The following is a 17,739-nucleotide window of genomic DNA, read 5'->3' as shown; positions in this document are numbered from 1 at the left end:
CTGAAAAAATAATTCTTGATTTTCACAAAGCATGAAAGGAATGGCTCCTTTTCCATATCTATTGAATAGCTAACAGAGAAAAGGAGCCTCATTCAATTCATTTATTTAATGGTTGCGTTTGCTTGCTCAGTGAATTCTTTCAAAGCAGCCTCTGCTTCTTTTTCGCCATTTGATACAGCTTGAAGCATTGGGAACCAAAGAGTTCTCATTTCAGCAAATCCATCAATTGTGTTGTAGTATGGTGAGTAGTAACCAGTCCACTTGTCAATAGTAGCCATGCGTTCGTCATCATAGAGAGCACCAAATGATGTACGAACTGGGAAGGCACCTGTACGAACAACGTTCTTAGGACCCCATTCTTTGTCATCTGCGATGAACTGGATGAATTTCTTAGACGCTGCTACACGAGCTTCGTCGCCATTGTTGAAGACTGCAAAGCCGTTTACAAGGTATTCGAGAGCTGCTTTACCATCTTCAGATGGGAATGGTACTTCAAGAACTTCTACTTTAGATGCTTCTAACAATTGTCCTTGGATACCATTTTGAGCAGGACCCCAAAGGATAGTGTAAGAAGTTTGACCGTTTGCAAAGTTTTGGATGTCATCGCCACCTGCGTATTGAGAGCCGTTCATCATGTAGCCGTCTTTAATCCAGCCAGCTGCCTTATCCAAGGCTTTGATCATTTGCTCTGAATCAGTAGTATACTTAGTTACGCCTTCGTCTGTGATGCTACCACTGTAAAGGTTTGCCAAGAAGGCACGAGTACCTTGGTCACCACCTTGACCGTTAGAGAAGAGGGAACCAGGGTTGTAACCCTTGTCTTTCAAAGCCTTGATGACTTTTTCAAAGTCGTCTGTTGTCCAGCCATCTTTTACAAGGTCAAGAACACCAGCATCTTTCAACATCGCTTTGTTGAAGGCCATATAGAATGGAGCAGAGCTGAGTGGGTACATGTAGGCAGTATCACCAGCCTTAGATGCTTGAATGATGTTATCGTTGTTCACATCTTTGACAAATTCATCTGTGAAGAGGTCGTTCAATTCAGCCAATTTACCATTTTTTCCGTAGGTGATGATACGGCCTGGTGCATCGAAGAGAACGTCTGGAGCAGTACCTGCTTCAATAGCAGTCGTGATTTTTTCTGGACCAGATGTAAAGTCAATGGTTTCCAGTTTTACAGTAATGTCTGGGTTAGCTTCCTCAAAAGCAGCAATAATTTTTTGCTCATAGGTACCAACACCGTCTTCTGTATTCTCCTGTGTGAATACTGGGAAGACCCACCAAGTGATTTCTGTCTTACCAGAAGCACTTGATTCAGCTGTTTTTTCAGCAGTTGTATTACTGCTACCACCACTACATGCTGCGAGTGACAAAACTGCCACACCAGCTAACAATGAATGTATGATTTTTTTCATCATTCTTCTCCTTTATTTTTTTGCTTCCCCATATGGGGTTATTAGACTATGTAACTATTTTTTCAGAGCCTGGATAAACCGCTCTGCTATTTCCTTAGGACGAGTAATGGCTCCGCCAACGACGATACCTGCCACACCTAAATCGTGAATGGTTCTAGCTTGATCTGGATAGTGGATTTTTCCTTCTGCGATGACATCAATCCCAGCACGGCAAAGTCGGTCAACCAGCTCAATATCCGGTCCATCTTCTTGTCGGCTATAGGATGTGTAGCCTGATAGGGTCGTGCCAACAAAATCAATACCTGCCTCGTAGGCTGCCACCCCTTCTTCATAGGTGGAAATATCTGCCATGAAGAGTTGATGTGGATATTTTTCTTTGATTTGTTTGATAAAATCGACAATGTCCAGACCATCATAACGCTCACGTTTGGTGCAATCCAGGGCAATAACTGCAATGTCTAGCTCAGCTAGCTCGTCCACCTCTCTCATCGTTGCCGTAATGAAAGGCTCCTGAGGAGGGTAATCTCTCTTGATAATTCCGATAATAGGTAAATCGGTTACTTCCTTGATTTCTTTAATATCTCGAACACTGTTTGCTCGAATACCTACAGCACCCGCTTCCTGGGCTGCCTTGACCAATAGAGGAATAACTCCGCCTTCTTCACTATATAAAGGCTCACCTGGTAAAGCTTGACAGGAAATAATAATGCCATCTTTAATTTGTTCTTTTAAGGCTTCTTTGCTGATGGTAGCCATTCATTTCTCCTTTCTATTACCGGATCCGAGTTAGCGCTTACATTATTATTATACAATATATTGACATCTTTTCAACAGACTTTTACATTTAAATTTTAATTTCTGTCTGAAGAAAGAAAAGGGGATTTTTTGAAACTACTTTCTATTTTCTAACTTTTTTATAAAAATAGTTTCACTTGCTAAAATTGAAAAACCAGCCGGCTAGTTCGACTGGTTTTCAAATTCTATTCTTCATCTTTCAAAGCATAGGGCTGCAGTTCGGGATTGATTGGGGTGTTAATCAGGTTATTTGCGTAGTTACAGAGGGTTGCAAGGCTAACACCTAGCACAACATCCAAGGCATTCTCAGCTGTATAGCCGGCTTGGAAGAGTTCTTCTAGTAACTGGTCGCCGACCTTACCTTTTTCATGAATTACCGCTAGGGTAAAACGAGCCAGTGTATCCAATTTCGCATCTGCCTCAATAGGCGTCCCCTGACGAAGAGCCTGCAAAATCTCATATGGCATCTTGATTTGCTTGATCGATATAGCAGTATGACCTGCTACACAGAAGCCACACCCATTAGCAACCGCTGCTGTGATTTGCACGACTTCACGTTCAGTCGGTGTCAGGCTGTTGCGGCGATTGATACCTCCTACTGTCTGATAGGTTTCCAAGGCAGTTGGAGAATTGGCTAAAAGTCCAATCAGGTTGGGGATGTAGCCGCCATTATTTTTCTTGACCGTTTCCAAATTTTCTTTCAAATCAGGTCTAACAGTGTCCAAGGTATGAATAGGGAAAATTGCTTGTGTCATAGGATACTCCATTTCATGATTTTTTTACATCAAGTCATCAATCCTGACTTCCATGATATAGCACTATCCTATCATAAAAATAGGCAACCTACTAATATATTTTATCTATCACACCCATAAAAAAAGGCTAATCCATCTGGACAATCGCCTCTTTTAAGTCCTCCCACTTGTCCACTATCTTGTCTGGGCTGACACTGGTTTCAGGGGCTGGACGTAACCTATGATTAAACCAAATAGCCTTCCAACCACAAGCCTTGGCCCCTATGACATCATTCTCAAAGGAATCACCTACATAGCAAATCTCATCAGAGGTAAATCCTAAACGTTGCTCCATAACCTTAAAAATATGAGGATTCGGTTTTGCTACACCCAACTGACCTGAAATAAGAATTAAGTCTTGCTCAAACCAATTCAAGAGACCCAAGGTACGTACCTTACGCAATTGGTGGCGATGAGGACCGTTTGTTATAATCCCAAGTGCAAGTCCCCTTTCTTTACAATAGGAAAAAATCGCCGGAAATATGGGACTAAGCTCCAACTGCCCTTGGAAATAATCATAATCAATCTGAATGGTCAAAGCTAGAGCATCCGATACCTGAAATCCAAAGTCAGCTAGAGCTGCTTTCATCCGATAGATATGACTGTCCTTTAAACTCATCTTGCCAGTCGCTGCTGCTTCAAATACCTGATCCGCATGATGACGAAAGGCTAGATAAAGGGGACCGACTAGCTCATCATCCACCTGCAAATGCCTATCCAAAGCCTTTTTGAAGGGCTGGATTTGGTCATACAAGGTGTCATCTAAATCAAAAATCACTGCTTTCATGCTTTGATTATAACAAAAAACCTAGCCTCTTGACTAGATTTTCTGCTTTGAATCATTGCCAGATCCCTTCACAGACCTACACACTCTCCTCAGCCGAGGACCAAACACTGACTAACTCTCTTGACAGGTGATTGATATACAGAAAAGCTACTCCCGCAATCACAAGCGTCGCCAGGATGATCTCCACTTGCAAGACAAAGAACAGCAAAGATTGAAGTCCCACCAACTTCCCTAGGGTCAGTTTTAGGGAAATAGCAGAGCTGACAAGTGGAAAAGTAAAGGCTGCAAAGAGAGGACTAAAACCATTTTTGGTCAATCGTCTGAGCGAGAGAACCACTGTTAGATAGAAGGATTGTGACAGGACTAACAAAAACACAAGCAAGCGCAAATCTACCTGCTCTGCCAATTGAAGATAGGCAGTTAAGAGCAGGGCAGTCGGAGCTGCAAAGATAGCTAACAGGGGAAATTGAGCCTGAACCAATTTAACACGCAGCAAACGATACACAACAACTGGCAACAAGATAGCAAAGGAAATTCCCGCAAAAATCAGAGAAAACCATCCTAGTCTAAAGGCCTGATAGACTGGCGCAGTCACCCCGACCATGGCAAAACCTACATAGACGATAAACCAGCTTGGAAAAACTAACTCCAACTTCCTTTGACTGATAAAACGAATTGAGAAATAGACAATATAGATTCCATACAGGGCGACCAGAGTCAGCCAAATTCCTTTACCAATTCCCAAAGGTAGAGGAGGAAGACTGGCTATCAGCAATAACAAGCCCATAAAAAGCGTAGCAAAACAAGAAGCAACAATGGGAGTGGGAAAGAACTCGACTGGACAAAAAAAGAGTTCGTCTTCCCACCCCCGCACAGTTGATTAGGTCAGATTTGGAGTGTGAAACACGAACAAATCTGCCAATCAACCACTGCGCTGAGATGTTGATGCGAACCCTGAGAAGAGAGGCTGGACTTTTTGCCCAGCCTCTTGTTTTTGACCAGACAGCAAAAATTCTGGTAAACAAGAGACTAAAGCCCAGCAGGGCAAGGGCTTGCAAACTTGGCTTGATAAGGGAATGAACCGGATCTAATAGATTGGCCAAAGCTACCAGAGCCAGTAGCAGACCTGAAAGGGCTAGGGGGACTTGGACTAAACTTCTTTTCATATTGGACCTCCGTGATAGATATGATGACTGATTATAACAAGTTTAAACGAGTTACCCCTATCCTATCAGAAAAAGAAGATCCTTACTAATATATATTATTTATCCATCCTATAAAAAATGACTATACTCCCCTTCTCCTACACCCTAGCCTGTATCTCATGCATCTGCGCATAAACACCGCCCAAGGCAAGCAGCTCCTCATGTTTGCCACGTTCAATAATACGACCTTGGTCCAAGACCAAAATCTGGTCTGCATTTTGAATAGTGGACAGACGATGGGCGATGATAAAGGTGGTCCGCCCTTCCTTGACCACTTCCATAGCGTGCTGGATAATTTCTTCTGTTTCCGTATCGATATGAGAAGTCGCCTCATCCAAAATCAAGATTTTGGGATTGGAGTAAAGGGTGCGGGCAAAAGCAATTAGCTGGCGTTCCCCACTAGAGAAGGTTGACCCCTTTTCAAATACTGGTTCATCGATACCTTGTTCCAAGCGAGCAAGCATTGGACCTGCTCCAACTTTTTCCAGGGCCTCTATGACTGCCTGTCTATCCATCTTCTCCTTATCCATAGCCACGTTGCTAGCGATGGTTCCAGTGAAGAGATAGGGATCCTGAAGGACAATCCCCATGTGACTGCGCAGGCTCTCACGGGAATAATCACGGATATTTTTCCCATCAATCAAAACCTGCCCCTCCTGAGGATCATAGAAACGGTAGAGGAGGTTCATAATGGAGGACTTGCCTGAGCCTGTGTGACCCACCAGTGCAATGGTTTCTCCCTTTTCTGCCTGAATGGAGATGTCCTTGAGAATAGGCTTGCCAACTTCGTAGGCAAAGGTCACTTGGTCAAAGACCACCTGACCGTCTGTCACCATCAATTCAGCACTACTATCGGGCTCCGTTTCTTCTTCCAGCAAGCCCATCAACCTCTTACCTGTTTCAATCGACCGAAGGAGATTTGGAAACTGCTTGACCAAGGCACCAAGGGACACAAAAATCCCTTCAATATAATCAATATACACAAATAATTTACCCGGTGACAAGCTCGATTGACCTTGTAGGAATTGATAGCCAATAATGGTTAAAATCCCTGTCACAACCAGAAATTTCAGAAACTCCGTCAAGGTCCATGTCGAGCAGGATTGGGCCCAGATAATCTGGTTATCTGCAAGGCGCATCTTATCTGCTGTCGCTTCAAACTCAGCTAGCACTCTCTCTTCCTGACCATAGAGCTGGATCAAACTAGCACCATTCATGGTTTCATTGACCTGAGTATTGACCTCACTTCGAGCATCGTAAAAATCCTTCATAGGCTTATCGGTCAACTTTTTATAGATAAATTGAATACCGATAAAGACTGGAATTAGTAGCAAGAGAGCAAAACCTAGACTAGGATTGATGTAGAAAACAATCCCGTAGGTAAGAAGCAAGCGAATAAAACTATTAAAGACATTAACAAGAGTACCGTAAAACTGATTGCGCAAGGTTTCAGTATCGTTAACAATACGAGTGGCAATCTTACCGGCAGGTTTATCATCAAAATAGGAAATGGGCAGGTGCTGCATAACATCATAGGCCTGGTTGCGCAAATACTCTGCGATCCTATTGGCCGAGTGCATCAAGATCCGCATGGAAAGGTAATAGCCAAGTGCACCCAAGAAAATCATGGCCACATATTGACTTGCCATCTGCAAGAAAAGGGCTTCTTGGAAGGGTCTGCCTTCACTCAAGGCCCTTAAAGGTCCATCAATGGCTTTTTGAATAATGAGAGGGGCAAATCGCAAAAGACTAGAAGCTGCTAAGTAACAGATAACAGCAAACGTAAAGAGCCACTTAACGCGACCAATTTGCTTCAATAAAAATCCTAAAACCTTCATTATTCTCCTCCTTCCTGACTTTGTTGGCGCTGGTATTGTTCATAGTACCAGCCTTCTTGGGCTAGCAGGTCTGCCGGTCGTCCTTCTTCTACAATGCGACCTTCATCCAAGACCAGTACCCAGTCCGCATGGTTGACAGCAGACAGGCGGTGGGTCACAATGACATTGGTCTTGCCTGCACGTTCTTTCTGGATATTTTGGATAATCTGGCCTTCTGTTCGAGCATCAACTGCTGACAGGGAATCATCTAAAATGAGCAAGTCTGGCTCTCGTAAAAAGGCACGCGCAATAGAAATCCGTTGTTTCTGACCGCCAGAAATAGACACACCCCGCTCGCCAATCATGGTGTCCAGTCCATGACTCATCCGCTCCAAGTCCTGGCTAAAGGCTGCGGTTGCGATAGCCGCTTCAATTTCTTCCAAACTACTGTCACGCTTACCAAAGGCAATATTTTCCCCAACAGATTTTGAAAAGAGAATGTGTTCTTGGGGAACATAGCCAATTTTTTGCTCCAGGCTTGAGCGTTTGAAGTCAAGGACAGACTGATGATTAACAAGAAACTCACCCTGCCCAACTGGATACTGACGTAACAATTGTCTAACCAGACTGGTCTTGCCGGAACCCGTTTTCCCAACAATCCCGACTGTCTGACCGGCTTTCAAGGTCCAGTTAATCTCCTGCAAACTCGGACGGTCCGACTGAGGATAGCTAAAGCTGTAGTTCTTGAAAGAAATACTATCTAGCTCGGCTATTTCTACCGAGCCATCCACTTCCAAGTCATCTCCTGTTTCAATCAGCTCCTGCAGTTTTTCAAATGAAGTCTTACCTGTCTGATAAACTAGTATGAAATCCGCCAGGGTCCAGAAAGGCTCTAGGAGGGAACTGACATAGAGTTGCAGGGCGATGACCTGCCCCAGACTAAGCTGACCAGACTTGACTGCCCCTGCTCCAAGCACCAAGACAAAGATAGTCGACAAACCCAGACCGACCGTAGCCAAGGGGTTATAAAGAGATTGCAGGGTAGTAATCCGGTCCCCACCATCCGCCAATTCCTTGGTTCGAGCCTGAAACTGCCCCTTTTGAGTTGCCTTTTTGCTATAGGCACGGGTTACACGAATACCCTCGACAACTTCCAAGACCTCATTATTGAGCTGTGCAACTGCCTCACGGTTGGCATCAATAGCCAAATCCTGCTTGCGACCAATGAAAAAGAAAGCAACTGCCATAAAAATCATCGGTAAGATAGCCAGGAAGGAAATCTTCCAGTCAATCAAAAGCATGGTAGGAATGATAAATGCCAACATACCACCGGAATAGACCACAATCATGAGCCCATAGCCGACCATCTCCATCAGCCCATCGACATCCGTAGAAAATCGGGTCATGACATCCCCAGACCGAAATTTTTCATAAAAAGGTGTCCGCATTGTCACCATCTTTTTAAAGGCTCGTTGTTGCATATCAAATTTGAAATTAACCGAAGCCTGAAAAAGCTTAAGATGCCAGATAAAACCCATCCCATAATTGAGAAAGGTCACCAAAAGCAAGAGGCCCATCTCTTGGACTAAAATCCGCTCAGTCAAGCCATTCTTGGTCAGCGTATCCACCATCCTCTGAATAATCTGCGTTGGTATCAAGAGGGTTATATCGTAAATAATCAAGGTCACAACAACCAGCAAGTAGAGCCACTTGTGTTGTTTGACGTAATCAAATATCAATTTAAACATATTTCTCCTTTAAGTTAAAACTATTCCTTTCTAAGCACAAAAAAGCCTAGGTGTCTATCACTCCACCTAGGCATGGCTCAGTCCACAAAAATAGACCAACTCTCGAATAGCCCTGAAAAGCCCACCTGACCATGATAAGACATGCCTGACTTTCCCACTATTCCAGAGTAGGCCCACGAAAACTTCAAAAGTCTTTCAATGAGCCCTGTTTTCCTGCTTAGAAAGGAGTGTATGATAAAAAATAGCTTGCTGAAGGACAAGTTGTGTGTTCATTTGTTTTACTCCTTTCTTTTTTCTAAGCCCTATTCTAACATAATAAACTGACAAGTCAAGATTTTTTTGATATCAGAGGAGAATTTGGGGCAGACATAACAAAAACCCTTGTGTTTCAAGGGTTTTTCAGCTTATTTTATGCTAGTTGCCGGGATTGAACCGGCGACCTCATCCTTACCATGGATGCGCTCTACCGACTGAGCTAAACCAGCAGTACTTTATTAGTTTACCATATTTTATCTATTTGTCAACACTTATTTAAAAAAGCACCCCCTCAATCCTGAAAGTTCTTCCTAGCTTTTAGTTAACAACACTACAGATGACCCGCGCCAACTAATACAATAAAATATTCCTATAACTGCACAAGCAAAGAAGAAATGGATTCCCCTTCTCACCACTCGTATGCATAATTTAAAAAAATATGGTCCGTCACTAGCATCAGTGCGGACCTTTTATTGTCATTAAATTTTCAAGTAACGGTTCATGGAAATAACGGAACCAAGCGAACCGATGAGGATACCAATTACAAATAGGGAACCAACCATACTTGGAATGAAAATATCCATGCTAATCAAGGACAGGTCTTGGCTGGCAAGACTGGCATTGACTGAATTGTAAAACATCTGATAGAGGAAATAAACCAAGGCAGATGGTAAAATCGCACCAAGTAGACCCACCCAGGCACCTTCCCAAAGGAAAGGACCACGGATATAACTATTCTTGGCACCCACCAAACGCATAATCTGAATTTCACGACTACGAGAAATAATGGTAATCCGAATGGTGTTGGAAATCAAGAAGATGGCTGTGAACAAGAGCAAGCCTGTCGCCGCAAGACCCCATGTACGAACCATTGAAGCCAATTTGAAAATACGCTCGGTCTCCACCTCACCATCACGGACCTCTGTCACCCCATCAATTTTTGCAACTTCTGCCGCAACCGATTTTACATACTGGGGATCTGTCGTATCAATAATATAGGCATCGTAAAGCGGGTTAGCATCTCCTTGGAAGAGATTCCAGGTTTCACCAAGAGTGTCGGTCAGCTTTTTCAACTGTTCATCCTTACTTGAGTAAGTAACGGTTTGCACATTTGGAAGGGCTGTGATTTGGTTGTAAACCTTATTAAAATCAGGGTTGGCTACTGTTTCACCAGCCTCATTGACAATCGTTTCAGCCTGATCTGTTGAATTGGCCCGTAAGTAAACATTGATACGAACATTGTGCTCCAAATCAGAAGCCAATTTTGCCGTATTTAAAATAACTGAAGCAAATAAACCAACCATAGCCAATGTGATGGTTACTGAAGAAATAGCCGCAACGGTCATCCAGCCATTTCGCTTCAAACTCTTGAGCGACTCAATAAAGTGTCTAAAAAATCGTCTAATCATCGTATCCATACTCTCCTTGTTCTTCATCCCGTACCACTCGACCGTCTTCGATCGCGATAACGCGGTGGCGGAGGGTATTTACAATCTGACTATTGTGGGTCGCCATCAGAACGGTCGTCCCCTGCAAATTGATCCGCTCCAAAAGGTTCATAATTTCCCAGGAATTTTCTGGGTCCAAGTTACCAGTCGGCTCATCAGCAATCAATACCTTAGGATTGTTGACAATAGCACGGGCAATGGCGATACGCTGCTGCTCACCACCAGATAATTCATTTGGGAAGGAACGGATTTTATGCTTCAAACCAACCAAGTCCAAGACTTCCATAACACGTTTTTTAATATTGCGCGGTTTTTCGCCAATAACTTCCATAGCATAGGCAATATTTTCAAACACAGTCTTTTTCGGTAAGAGTTTATAGTCCTGGAAAACGACTCCGACACTACGACGGAGCAAAGGGACATCTCTCTTCTTGATTTTAGCCAGGTCAAACTTCCCAACTGTCAAACTACCCTTATCAAGCTTTTCTTCACGATACAAAAGTTTGATAAAGGTTGACTTACCTGCACCTGAAGGACCTACAATATAGGCAAACTCTCCAGCCTCAACATTGACGGACACTCCTCGAAGGGCCGTCGTTCCGTTTCCATATTTCTTGGAAACGTTCTTCATTTCAATAATTCTCATAGGATATTCTGTCTAAGACAGTCCTTTCTTTAGATTTTAGCTAATTCGCCATTTTAAGTAAGCATCGATAAAGCCATCCAAATCACCGTCCATCACCTTATCGACCTGAGCTACCTCAAAGCCTGTCCGGTGGTCTTTAACCATTGTGTACGGCGTAAAGACATAGGAACGTATCTGACTGCCCCAAGTAATCTCTTTTTTATCTCCCTTGAGTGAGTCCACTTCTGCCGCCTTCTTCTCCTGCTCTAATTGATATAATTTAGCCTGCAAAAGTTTCATGGCACGGTCTCGGTTGCCATACTGAGTACGGTCAACTGTGGATTGAGTCACAATCCCTGTCGGAATGTGCGTCAAACGCACACCTGTCGATACCTTGTTAACGTTCTGTCCACCAGCACCACCTGAACGGAAGGTGTCCATCTTGACCTCATCATCCCTGATTTCAATTTCAATAGTATCATCCAATTCTGGCATGACTTCTACCGATGTAAAGGAAGTATGGCGACGTTTTGCTGAGTCAAATGGTGAGATACGCACCAAGCGATGAACACCCATTTCAGACTTGAGCAAACCATAAGCATTTGGACCTGTAAAGCTAAGGGTTACTGACTTAATGCCTGCCTCATCTCCAGCTTGATAATCCAAAGTTTCTACTGTAAAACCTTTGGCATTACCAAAACGCTGATACATTCGAAGCAACATTTCTCCCCAGTCCTGAGCCTCGGTACCACCCGAACCTGGATGAATTTCCAAGATGGCATTATTGTGGTCATAGGGTTCTGACAAGAGCAAGGTCATTTCATAGGCAGTCATGGACTTATCCAATTCCGCCAACTTCTCTACCAACTCATCCCGTACCGACTCGTCTTCTGCGAGGAAATCCAAAAGAATTTCAGATTCATCATATAAATCCAACATCTGATGGAAATTTCCGTAGGTGTTTTTTAATTCATTTAATTCTTGGGAAGTCTTTTGTGCCGCCAAATTATCATTCCAAAAATCTGGCTCCGTCATCTTATTCTCAAGAATGGCAATCTCTTCTTCCAGACCTTCTAAGTCAAAGAGACCCCCTAAAAGACGTTAATTTCTTGCCAAGTTCTTCAATCTTTTGGCGAATTTCTGCTGTATCCATATACACCTCATTTTTTATTTATCTTTGTATTATATCACATTTGTAGTCTATTTACCAAGTTGAGAAATGCTGTCTGCTCCGCTATGACATCTGCGTTATCTGATTGAATGCCTGCGATAAAATCTATCATCTCATCATTAGGCTCTTTCACCAACTGTCCCAAAGCCCAGATAGCCGTCGCCATGTGGACAGGATTTTGTTTCTTATCGATGATTTCTAAGAGTTTGGGAATGGCAGAGCGATCATTGCTATTGGCCAAGGCTATGATGGCATTGCGCTGAAGAATATTTTTTCCCCTCCAAGAACCAGCAATCAGGCCGAATTTTTCCTTGAACTGTCCATTCGACAAATCCAAAAAGGGAATTAACTCTGGTTCTGCCAAATCTGGATCGATCTCTACCACAGGAGGACTGGAAATTCCCTTGTTGTAAGGACAACAAATCTGACAAATATCACAACCATAGATGACCGTCTTGATTTTCTTGCGAAATTCTAAGTCCATCATGCCCTTATCTTGGGTCTGAAAAGACAGACAACGACGGGCATTCATTGTCGTATCCCCTAATAGACAAGACGTAGGACAGGCTGCAACACAACGATTACAGTCCCCACAGTCATAGTCAACTGGCTGATCTGGTTCAATTTCTAGATTGGTCACCAGTTCCCCTAAAAACATATAGGAGCCAAATTCCTTAGAGATAACCAATCCATTCTTGCCGATAAAGCCAATTCCTGCTCTTCTAGCAACGGCAGTATCCACCAAGGCCCCCGTGTCTACCATAGCCTTATATTCCAGACCGTCCGTCAATTGCTCGATCCCACGAGCCAAACGTTCCATCTTATCTTGTAAGATGTAGTGGTAATCCAAGCCCCAAGAACTGGGTGTGATTTTTCCACGTTTGAACTGAGTCTTTTGAGGTTTGACAGGCAAGTGTCGTGGATAGGCTACTGCTATAGAAATAATGGTTTTAGCTGACTGCAAAGACAGCTTAGGACGAATACGTTCTTCAATATTCTTATGTTCAAATCCAGACGAACGCCCCTCTTCCTGGCTAGCTCGGAGGGATTTTTCCAGATAATCAAAATCATCTGCCGTGGTAAAACCAATCTTAGAAATCCCTATTTCCTGAGAGAGCTTAATAATCTCTTCTTTGATATTCATTTTCTTCATTTTAACAAAACATTCCCATCTTTGGCAAGGATTACACAAGAAAATAAGTTGTTAATATAACAAAAATCGTAAGAACCAAAGAAAAGACATTCATGCGAGCGTAAGTTTTCTCATGCCAAATGCTCGTCAATACATACATGATATTGATGCCGATGGCACCGCCCAAACCATTTGCCAGCAAATCCGTTATATCTGCAATCCCTAACAAAAGCAAATATTGGGTCACTTCAAATAGAAGACTGACCAACAAAATCAGCATAAGATTGGAAACCCAAGATGCCTTACGAAACAAGATTTCCATGTAAATTCCAAAAGGAATGAAACTAATAATATTAAAGAAAATTTCTGGAAAATTCAAAATCCCATTATAAACGGCTGTCCCTGCCAGAGGGATGAGATTGAACTGGGCTAAATCATACCGACCGTACAGGATGGACAAGTCCATCTTAAAGACAATCATCCAGGTCAGTAAAAGGAGGTAGGTTAGAAATAAAAGGATACTCATTTTTCTAGTCTGCATAAAAACTCCCCCTTTCCAGCATATTTTACCATTATAGCACAAATACGGACATGAAAAATGTCACTTTTGTGACAATACACAGGTCTTGTTACAAGTAGTTTACAAGAAATGAAGAAAAGAAGGTTTTGAAAAACCTCCCTCCCCATTCTATTAGGAAAATGTCCGATTGCCATACTGAAAGGCTTTGAACTGTTGAATTTGAGCCATGAGCCGTTGGTAGTTAGCCTCCTTACAGGCCTTCATAATCAAAAAACAGTCAATGAATTTCCACACATATAAGCCCATAAACAAGAGCATACCAATGAGAATAAAAAGAGTCACAAAAGACACACCAAAGGTAATCAACTTGGCCGAGCCCATCCGCTTGTCCCCAATATAAAAACGGTCTATGCCAAACTCACCAAAAAAGATGGCTAAGATAAGGGCAATCACTGGCTGTCGCAATTCAACCATCATCAGCGCATTCAAAGCTCCCTCGTCCAAATCCTCTAGTTCTTTCTGAAGCAGAATTAACTTATCAGATGGTAAATAACTACTCTTACTAAACACATAATTTTGTAAATAATTCATATAGATCCCTCACTCACAGAAATTATAGCAGTTTCTTATTCTTCAAGCAAGCCTGAAGGGGAAAACAGCGACAGAAATCGTTTACATTTTTTCTTTTTTTGCTATAATGAAACTAGATTACAAGGAGGTTCTTATGAGAGTTATTATTCATTATCCAAAACCTATCAAGCAACTATCCTCCCAAAGACTTCCACTCCTGGTAGATGGAAAAATTGCTGGGACAGTTACTCAAGGAAAAATTTTAAGCTTACCAATTACACAACCATCTGTTACACTAAGCGTTCGAGGGGATAAAAAATCAGCCATTCAAGTTAAGGAGGGCGATAGGGTCCAAATAGTAGAAAACAGCAAATACTTCATTCTCTACTACTTCAGCTTGGCTATCCTACCAATCGTCTTACTGTTTAACTTACCAACTCTTGTAAAAACCATCCTCTCCATACTAGCACTAGCCATCACTTTGTTGGGACAAGCAATCTTCCCAAAATACCTTATCAGTACAGAAAAAAGCTCAGACCACTAAATCTGAGCTTTTTCAAATGATATAGTCTTCAGTTTGCTTTTAGTACAAGGCAACGGGGCACAGGCTGTACTGAAGTACGGCAAGGCGAGTTAACGAAGTAATAAAAGATAAACTGAATAACTATATTAGATAGCCTTTTCATCCAAGCCCAACTTACGTTGAACAAATTTAACAATTTCAACAACGACAACCATGAGGCCAGAACCGATAACAGCTACCAACCATTGAGTTGGAGTCAAGATAGATACCTTGAAGAAGGTATTGAAGCCTGGAATAACCAAGGTTGCCATCAAGAGTAAGAAGGCAGCCACGATAGACCAGTTAAAGAGTTTATTCTTGAACGGACCAACTGTGAAGATTGATTGGTAAACAGACTTGACGTTAAAAGCATGTACCAGCTGGATTAAACCAAGCGTCAAGTAAGCCATTGTAAGAGCATCTGCGTGGATGGCATGGTCGTCACCAGCATGCTCTGGATAAAGAAGAGCAAAACCATAAACACCCAACACAAGAATTGTTTGAAGGATACCCTGGTAGACGATAGAGCTCAAGACACCACCTGAGAAGAAGCTTGAGTTACGTCCACGAGGTTTGTGGTGCATGACACCTGGTTCTGCAGGCTCAACACCAAGAGCGATAGCTGGAAGAGTATCTGTTACCAAGTTGATCCATAGGAGATGAACTGGTTCCAATACATCCCATCCAAAGAGGGTTGCAAGGAAGATACACAATACCTCAGCCGTGTTAGCTGACAAGAGATATTGGATTGTTTTTTGAATGTTAGAGAAGACCTTCCGTCCTTCTTCAACCGCTACGATAATGGTTGCGAAGTTATCATCAGCAAGGACCATATCAGATGCACCTTTAGAAACTTCCGTACCTGTAATACCCATACCGATTCCGATGTCGGCTGTCTTAAGTGATGGTGCATCGTTCACACCGTCACCAGTCATGGCAACAACCTTACCATCATTTTGCCAAGCCTTGACGATACGAACCTTGTGTTCTGGAGATACACGCGCATAAACTGAGTATTGTTTGAAGACTTTTTGGAACTCTTCATCTGTCAACTCATTAAGCTCCGCACCAGTAAATACATGGTCTTCTGTATCATTCGGATCAATGATACCAAGACGTTTTGCAATCGCCTCAGCTGTATCTTGGTGGTCACCTGTAATCATGATTGGACGGATACCCGCTTCCTTAGCGACACGAACAGCTTCTGCTGCTTCTGGACGTTCAGGGTCAATCATACCAACCAAACCTGAGAAGACAAGATTATTTTCAACAATCTCAGACTCCAACTCAGGAATAGCATCCACATATTTGTAAGCCATCATCAAGACACGAAGGGCTTGTTTTGCCAACTCTTTGTTAGTTGCAAGAATGGCTTGTTTATCCGCATCGGTAATCGGACGAACAGTACCATTTTCTTCAATTTGTGTCACACGTTTGAGCAACTGGTCTGGTGCACCTTTAACTGCTACAAAGAAGTTGCCAGCAGCTTGTTGGTGAACAGTAGACATCAACTTACGTGTTGAATCAAATGGCAACTCTGCTACACGAGGCTCAGAAACCAAGACTTGACGAACGTCAAAGTTTTGATCCAAACCAAATTGAACAAGTGCCGTTTCAGTTGGGTCACCGATCAATTTACCAGTTGGGTCAACTTTTGTATCGTTGGCAAAGTTCATAACACGAAGCGTTGTATTGCTTGCATCCAAGGCTTCTTTTGCATCGACCAATTGACCGTTTGTATAAACCTTCTCAACCGTCATTTGGTTCATAGTCAAGGTACCAGTCTTATCTGATGCGATGATTTCTGTCGAACCAAGTGTTTCAACCGCTGGCAACTTACGAATGATAGAGTTACGCTTAGCCAAGACCTGAGTACCAAGTGAAAGGACAACCGTTACGATAGCAGGCAATCCTTCTGGGATAGCTGCAACCGCAAGAGCTACAGAGGTCATAAGGGCTGGTAAGATACCTTCACCACGTACGAATACAGATACCAACATGGTAATCACTGCGATAACCAATACTGCATAGGTCAAGACCTTAGACAATTGGTGCAGGTTCTGTTTCAATGGAGTGTCTGTTTCATCTGCATTGGCAAGCATGCCTGCGATATGCCCCACCTCAGTGTACATACCAGTGTTGGTAACCACACCAAGACCACGTCCGTAGGTAACGTTAGAGTTTTGGTAGGCCATGTTGACACGGTCACCGATTGGAGCATCTTCAGCCAAGACTGCTGACAAATCCTTATCAACAGGTACAGACTCACCTGTAAGAGCAGCTTCTTCGATTTTGAGGGAGTTAGCTTCTAATAAACGCATATCAGCTGGAACAACGTCACCTGCCTCAAGTAAGACGATGTCACCTGGCACCAAGTCCTTAGAATCAACCTCGACTACATGACTGTCACGAAGGGCACGCGCAACAGGGCTTGACATGTTCTTTAGAGCTTCGATAGCCGCTTCTGCTTGACCTTCCTGATAAACACCAAATGCAGCGTTCAAGATAACTACAGCCAAGATGATAATAGCATCTGTCAAACCATGAGAACCCTCAGTAATCACCGTCAAGAGTGCTGCTGCAATCAAGATGATAATCATCAAGTCCTTGAACTGATCCAAGAATTTAGCCAAGAGTGTGCGTTTCTCACCCTCATCCAATTCATTACGACCATAGTCTGCCAGACGTTTGCTAGCTTCGCTGCTAGACAAACCGTCTAAAGAAGACTCCATGCTTGACAATACTTGCTCTTCGCTTTGTGTGTAAAACAAATCGCGTTTTTGTTCTTTTGACAATTTCCTTCTCCTTTTCGGCCTCTTCTCTACCTTGTACAATAAAAAAGAGACCTGTTTTATTAAAACAAGTCTCGCTATTTAAGATAGTGCCGGAAACGAT

The 17,739-nt window shown here is 42.8% G+C and carries 16 protein-coding genes and 1 tRNA gene; 1 reads left to right on the top strand and 16 read right to left on the bottom strand.

All coding sequences use genetic code 11. From position 1 onward, the window contains the following. Positions 1 to 101: 101 nt before the first annotated feature. From C1G49_RS03970 to C1G49_RS03905, 15 genes are all read right to left on the bottom strand, one after another. Positions 102 to 1,415 carry an ABC transporter substrate-binding protein gene (locus tag C1G49_RS03970; protein ID WP_105124696.1) on the bottom strand — a complete coding sequence of 438 codons (1,314 nt, stop codon included), beginning with the start codon at positions 1,413 to 1,415 and terminating at the stop codon, positions 102 to 104. 54 nt (positions 1,416 to 1,469) lie between these two features. Next, on the bottom strand, positions 1,470 to 2,171 hold the full coding sequence (locus C1G49_RS03965; protein WP_105124695.1) for an N-acetylmannosamine-6-phosphate 2-epimerase: 702 nt from the start codon (positions 2,169 to 2,171) through the stop codon (positions 1,470 to 1,472). 224 nt (positions 2,172 to 2,395) lie between these two features. Further along, complete coding sequence (locus tag C1G49_RS03960) at positions 2,396 to 2,977, bottom strand: carboxymuconolactone decarboxylase family protein (protein ID WP_161942078.1); 582 nt, start codon at positions 2,975 to 2,977, stop codon at positions 2,396 to 2,398. A 115-nt stretch (positions 2,978 to 3,092) separates the two neighbouring features. Continuing rightward, positions 3,093 to 3,791, bottom strand: coding sequence for an HAD family hydrolase (locus tag C1G49_RS03955; protein ID WP_105124693.1), 699 nt, complete (start codon positions 3,789 to 3,791; stop codon positions 3,093 to 3,095). Positions 3,792 to 3,867: 76 nt separating this feature from the next. Next, positions 3,868 to 4,578: an ethanolamine utilization protein EutJ gene (locus C1G49_RS03950; RefSeq protein ID WP_193433991.1), complete on the bottom strand. Its 711-nt coding sequence runs from the start codon at positions 4,576 to 4,578 to the stop codon at positions 3,868 to 3,870. Beyond that, complete coding sequence (locus C1G49_RS11145) at positions 4,523 to 4,957, bottom strand: hypothetical protein (RefSeq protein WP_193433992.1); 435 nt, start codon at positions 4,955 to 4,957, stop codon at positions 4,523 to 4,525. The genes C1G49_RS03950 and C1G49_RS11145 overlap by 56 nt, the downstream gene beginning before the upstream one ends. A 137-nt stretch (positions 4,958 to 5,094) precedes the next feature. After that, positions 5,095 to 6,834, bottom strand: coding sequence for an ABC transporter ATP-binding protein (locus tag C1G49_RS03945; protein WP_105118727.1), 1,740 nt, complete (start codon positions 6,832 to 6,834; stop codon positions 5,095 to 5,097). Next, positions 6,834 to 8,561 carry an ABC transporter ATP-binding protein gene (locus tag C1G49_RS03940; protein ID WP_105118726.1) on the bottom strand — a complete coding sequence of 576 codons (1,728 nt, stop codon included), beginning with the start codon at positions 8,559 to 8,561 and terminating at the stop codon, positions 6,834 to 6,836. The genes C1G49_RS03945 and C1G49_RS03940 overlap by 1 nt, the downstream gene beginning before the upstream one ends. Before the next feature lie 412 nt (positions 8,562 to 8,973). Continuing rightward, positions 8,974 to 9,046, bottom strand: a tRNA-Thr gene (locus C1G49_RS03935). A 249-nt stretch (positions 9,047 to 9,295) separates the two neighbouring features. Then, positions 9,296 to 10,225, bottom strand: coding sequence for a permease-like cell division protein FtsX (gene ftsX, locus C1G49_RS03930; protein WP_161942077.1), 930 nt, complete (start codon positions 10,223 to 10,225; stop codon positions 9,296 to 9,298). After that, complete coding sequence (gene ftsE / locus C1G49_RS03925; protein WP_105114296.1) at positions 10,218 to 10,910, bottom strand: cell division ATP-binding protein FtsE; 693 nt, start codon at positions 10,908 to 10,910, stop codon at positions 10,218 to 10,220. Before ftsE ends, ftsX begins: the two co-directional genes overlap by 8 nt. Before the next feature lie 36 nt (positions 10,911 to 10,946). Then, positions 10,947 to 12,042, bottom strand: a protein-coding gene (prfB, locus tag C1G49_RS03920) for a peptide chain release factor 2 (RefSeq protein ID WP_105107351.1) whose coding sequence is annotated in 2 segments (ribosomal slippage) — positions 10,947 to 11,969 and positions 11,971 to 12,042 — 1,095 coding nt in all. Because the reading frame shifts where the segments join, the coding sequence is not laid out codon by codon here. Positions 12,043 to 12,076: 34 nt separating this feature from the next. Then, the gene (gene queG, locus C1G49_RS03915; protein WP_105124691.1) at positions 12,077 to 13,204 is read right to left on the bottom strand and encodes a tRNA epoxyqueuosine(34) reductase QueG; all 1,128 of its coding nucleotides are present in this window, start codon (positions 13,202 to 13,204) and stop codon (positions 12,077 to 12,079) included. A gap of 40 nt (positions 13,205 to 13,244) precedes the next feature. Next, on the bottom strand, positions 13,245 to 13,733 hold the full coding sequence (locus C1G49_RS03910; RefSeq protein ID WP_105124690.1) for a VanZ family protein: 489 nt from the start codon (positions 13,731 to 13,733) through the stop codon (positions 13,245 to 13,247). Between the two features lie 150 nt (positions 13,734 to 13,883). Continuing rightward, positions 13,884 to 14,303 (bottom strand): TM2 domain-containing protein, encoded by a 420-nt coding sequence (locus tag C1G49_RS03905; RefSeq protein ID WP_105124689.1) that lies wholly within the window; start codon positions 14,301 to 14,303, stop codon positions 13,884 to 13,886. Between the two features lie 133 nt (positions 14,304 to 14,436). Between C1G49_RS03905 and C1G49_RS03900 the strand changes: the two genes are divergently transcribed. After that, a complete protein-coding gene (locus C1G49_RS03900; RefSeq protein ID WP_105124688.1) occupies positions 14,437 to 14,826 on the top strand; it encodes a hypothetical protein in 390 nt (129 codons plus the stop codon). Positions 14,827 to 14,951: 125 nt separating this feature from the next. Here C1G49_RS03900 and C1G49_RS03895 read toward each other — a convergent pair whose 3' ends face one another. Continuing rightward, a complete protein-coding gene (locus tag C1G49_RS03895) occupies positions 14,952 to 17,639 on the bottom strand; it encodes a cation-translocating P-type ATPase (RefSeq protein ID WP_105124687.1) in 2,688 nt (895 codons plus the stop codon). Positions 17,640 to 17,739: the final 100 nt, after the last annotated feature.

It is taken from the genome of Streptococcus suis (genome assembly GCF_002960625.1).
GTDB lineage: Bacteria > Bacillota > Bacilli > Lactobacillales > Streptococcaceae > Streptococcus > Streptococcus suis_T.
This window is presented reverse-complemented; position numbering and strand designations above follow the sequence as displayed.

Bases quoted from the DNA above. Each gene is read 5' to 3' on its own strand.
- C1G49_RS03945 (WP_105118727.1), bottom strand. From the start codon at position 6,834: ATGAAGGTTTTAGGATTTTTATTGAAGCAAATTGGTCGCGTTAAGTGG.
- ftsX (WP_161942077.1), bottom strand. From the start codon at position 10,225: ATGATTAGACGATTTTTTAGACACTTTATTGAGTCGCTCAAGAGTTTG.
- ftsE (WP_105114296.1), bottom strand. From the start codon at position 10,910: ATGAGAATTATTGAAATGAAGAACGTTTCCAAGAAATATGGAAACGGA.
- C1G49_RS03905 (WP_105124689.1), bottom strand. From the start codon at position 14,303: ATGAATTATTTACAAAATTATGTGTTTAGTAAGAGTAGTTATTTACCA.
- C1G49_RS03940 (WP_105118726.1), bottom strand. From the start codon at position 8,561: ATGTTTAAATTGATATTTGATTACGTCAAACAACACAAGTGGCTCTAC.
- C1G49_RS03955 (WP_105124693.1), bottom strand. From the start codon at position 3,791: ATGAAAGCAGTGATTTTTGATTTAGATGACACCTTGTATGACCAAATC.
- C1G49_RS11145 (WP_193433992.1), bottom strand. From the start codon at position 4,957: ATGAAAAGAAGTTTAGTCCAAGTCCCCCTAGCCCTTTCAGGTCTGCTA.
- C1G49_RS03910 (WP_105124690.1), bottom strand. From the start codon at position 13,733: ATGCAGACTAGAAAAATGAGTATCCTTTTATTTCTAACCTACCTCCTT.
- C1G49_RS03950 (WP_193433991.1), bottom strand. From the start codon at position 4,578: ATGGGCTTGTTATTGCTGATAGCCAGTCTTCCTCCTCTACCTTTGGGA.
- queG (WP_105124691.1), bottom strand. From the start codon at position 13,204: ATGAATATCAAAGAAGAGATTATTAAGCTCTCTCAGGAAATAGGGATT.
- C1G49_RS03900 (WP_105124688.1), top strand. From the start codon at position 14,437: ATGAGAGTTATTATTCATTATCCAAAACCTATCAAGCAACTATCCTCC.
- C1G49_RS03965 (WP_105124695.1), bottom strand. From the start codon at position 2,171: ATGGCTACCATCAGCAAAGAAGCCTTAAAAGAACAAATTAAAGATGGC.
- C1G49_RS03960 (WP_161942078.1), bottom strand. From the start codon at position 2,977: ATGGAGTATCCTATGACACAAGCAATTTTCCCTATTCATACCTTGGAC.
- C1G49_RS03970 (WP_105124696.1), bottom strand. From the start codon at position 1,415: ATGAAAAAAATCATACATTCATTGTTAGCTGGTGTGGCAGTTTTGTCA.